Raw genomic sequence first — 2,673 nt, 5'->3', positions numbered from 1 at the left:
GCTAGCATGGATGTGTTAGCGAACTTTTCGATTTCTTTGATGAGACAGAGCTCTACCAAAGCGGGTGAGCTGTCTTATATGCTAGTAGACGTCATTCAGTCGTTCCATAACCGCACATCGGATTATCCTAATAAGCTGGTTGCAGCAATGGACGCAGCGGTAGCTCAAGGGGATAATTGGGCGTTGGAAATTGCGATGGGGATCCTAGAAACCTTCGCAGCGCTCACTACTAATATTGGTTATGATTTTGAGGAAGTGCTCGTTAAAAACCTACAGTTCCAAGAGAAATATCATCTTAGAGAATTAGGGCCAGATAGAATAGGGCTCCGCACGTTCATTAATTTCCCTCTGCTTGGCATGGCTTGCATGTGGTACGACAGAGGCAACCGTCTATCTGTTGAAACCGGTTGGCTTCCACCCTATCTTGTTGAAGGACGTTGGCTAGAAGATGTAAAAGCAGGGAAGATCACTCAATAACACCCTTTAGTTAGCAATTCAGTCTATAAGTCATCTTTCTCTTGAAATGGCTTTATATTTATGGTGGGGAGTTTGTTGTTTGCCGAACGACCCATCATTCGTGGCATTATCAGAAACCCAAAGTTAAAAATCATATTCGATATGAATACGATTTAGACCATATTGATTGCGAGAAGAACGAAGTTACTTTTCATCGTTATATCAATCATTCAGATGGTAGTAAACGCAAAGTTCAATATGTTGTAGGTATAGAGGAAATTGTCCAAATCATCCCCTTAAATAAAACTCAAAGGAGGGGAGTGTTGCGAATTATTATGGCGGTTCTTTAAGAAGAGGTTGTGGGCTCAAGTTAAATAACGAAATAGTTGGCGGGTTACCTGAAAACCATGCTGGAAATCACCAAATTAGTATCAATATTGCTCAGGAATATCCGGTCATGCATAGAGCTACCGAACTTGATTACAACATTAACAGAGGTGCAAATGGGATTGCACTTCCAACTAATATTAAAACATCTGTCGAAATAGGCCTTCCCTGACACGTGGGTAGACATCTAAGTGCAAGGCACCAAGGTTCTCAGGTGCTTTAGTTCGACGAGAAATGAGAGCGTTGTAAACTAAGTATGGTCGTGGTTTGATCGATGATATGATTTTTGTAGATGAAATTGGAAAAACAGAAAGTAACATTAGGAATGCTCTGGAAAAGAATGAAGCTCGATCGCAATTGGATGATCCGCAATGGAAAAGTAGGAAGTAGTAATGACACTTAAAATTTGGACCAACAAGGTAGATAGAGACTCCGATTTTACTCAAGGCAAAGTAACGCAGTCTAGTGTATTAATAGGATTGAATCTGACGGGAGGCGTTGCCCTAGGAGACAAATGGCCAAAAGTTACTATTGATGTCATATCAGATGACAAGCCTGCGGATAGTTTTCTTAGTGGTCCTTTATTAATCGTGAGTCGACGGTTATCTGATTTAATTTCTAAGCACACACAAACGAGTGAAGTTGAATTCCTACCAATTGAGGTTAATTACCAAGGTAAAAGTTTTGGTGAATACTATTTTTTAAATGTTCTTGCGATTTGCGATTTACTGGATAGAAATCATTCAATATTTAGTGAGTTTGATGGAGAGGTTGATTCAATTGATCGAGTTGTCCTTAAGAAAGATATTGAAATGCAGAAAACTATATTTCAACTGGATGCTATCGAGTGGTTATTATGTGTCGATGAAAAACTGGCTGAATTAATCGAGAACAAAGATTTTTCAGGAGTGGTATTTAAGTCAGAAAGTGAATGGCGTCCTTTTTAGAGCTCCTCGGGTATTTTTTTAGCCATCTCTTACGAGATGGCTTTTATATTTATGATTGGGAGCTTGTTAGTTGAACTGTCAATAGTGGCATTACCAATATGCAGTCAATCCTATCCAGTGGATTGACCCAACAGGCTTCTTGTGTGAAGAAGGGCTAAAACGCTTGGGTCAAATGTAGGCAGAGTATCAGGCCCAAAGCGATGCCCCCCAAGAGGTTTGCGATCAGATTTTAAACGCTGAAAAAGAGTCATCCGTCGGAGAAGATGGCAGCAGACACGAAGTGCAGTATGTTGTTGGGATTGAGGAATTTGTCAATGCGCATGTTTTTGACTCTGAGAAAGTTGGCGGGGAAGAAGGTTGCACGATCTTCACTGAAGATCTTGTGCTGAATAAAGCAGAGTATAAAGAAAACTCAGAACTCTATATGAGAGATTATGAGCTAATAAAACGAAACAAAGCAAAAATTGAAGAGTGTTTGAAAGAGCGTTAAGAGGCTAGGAAGGCTCGAACTGGCGAAGATGGATATAACGCTCAAATCGCCAAGATTAATCAGAAATCTGCAAAAATTGGTGAGTTAGCCGCGGATGACTTTGTCCGGAGTAAACGTCCTAATGCTAAGCTGCTTCATCCCTAAGGTAAATTTAGAAGCCGGGCGATTTTGATATGGTTTACTAGGTGGCAGAGCCGCCACTAGGTGAAATTATAATTGTTGAGGCCAAAGGAGGGAGCAGCCCGCTGCGCAGCCGTAAGATAGGTAACATGACATATCAGCAAGGGACAACTGAATGTGCAACTGCAATTACTGTTCTAATGGCTCAAAAGGACAAAGATACAACCGAATGGAAAGCGGCCAGAAGTATAAAAAGCATTGAGAAAAAAAACT

General features: G+C 40.7%; 2 protein-coding genes and 1 pseudogene. All 3 read left to right on the top strand.

The window, feature by feature from the left end:
• Window positions 1-477 (top strand): immunity 49 family protein (locus R7O13_RS23830; protein ID WP_318304803.1); only part of this gene is annotated, 477 nt, incomplete at its 5' end.
• Window positions 478-1,235: 758 nt separating this feature from the next.
• A complete protein-coding gene (locus R7O13_RS23825) occupies window positions 1,236-1,790 on the top strand; it encodes an imm11 family protein (protein ID WP_033905294.1) in 555 nt (184 codons plus the stop codon).
• Between the two features lie 88 nt (window positions 1,791-1,878).
• Window positions 1,879-2,673 (top strand): annotated as a pseudogene (locus R7O13_RS23820) (type IV secretion protein Rhs); the annotation flags it as partial.

It is taken from the genome of Vibrio sp. Y176 (assembly GCF_033438945.1).
The sequence above is the reverse complement of the archived record's forward strand: the minus strand, read 5'-3'. Positions and strand labels throughout refer to the sequence as shown.